This window comes from Carboxylicivirga linearis, from assembly GCF_018271995.1.
GTDB classification, from domain to species: domain Bacteria; phylum Bacteroidota; class Bacteroidia; order Bacteroidales; family Marinilabiliaceae; genus Carboxylicivirga; species Carboxylicivirga linearis.
In genome coordinates, this window is sequence record NZ_JAGUCO010000124.1 from 1 (window position 1) to 626 (window position 626).

Below are 626 nucleotides of genomic sequence, written 5' to 3' on the forward strand. Positions count from 1 at the left end.
GCCCAAAGCTGGCAAGAAGAAATTATTAAAAAGCTCCAGCTTCATCAAACCATTCATCATAACGAAAAGGTATTTGTACAAACCGATCGGCCCATTTACGTACCTGGTGAAACCATTTGGTTGAACGCCTTTATAATTAATGCTGCTTCGCAAGAGTTAAATCAAACAGAGGTAGTTTTACATGTTGAATTACTAAAGCCGGATAAATCCATCTTTATAAAGGAGATGTTTAAGATTGAAAAAGGTTTGGCAGCCGGGCAGTTGGAGTTAAAGGAAAATACCAAGCCGGGTAAATATTATTTAGTGGCTTTTACCAACTGGATGCGAAATGCGGGAAGTGAGTATTATTTTTCGAAGGAGATAATTGTATCAGGTAAAGGAGATAGCTCTCGTTTAACAGGCATAAGAACACCCAGCGAACAAAACAATAAATTAGCCAATGATATAGGGGAAGTATCTGAATTAAAACAACAATTACAGGTTAGTTTTTACCCCGAAGGAGGTGATCTGGTTACAGGTATTTCATCTAAGGTTGCCTTTGAGGTGAGAGATGCATTGGGCATGCCACAAAACTTTAACGGATTGGTAGTTGATGAGAATGACCAAATTGTAACAGCTGCTAAAAC

1 protein-coding gene is annotated in these 626 nt (G+C 38.3%); it reads left to right on the forward strand.

From position 1 onward, the window contains the following. The coding region (locus KEM10_RS23965) for an MG2 domain-containing protein (protein ID WP_212220988.1) at nt 1-626 on the forward strand (626 nt) is incomplete at both ends.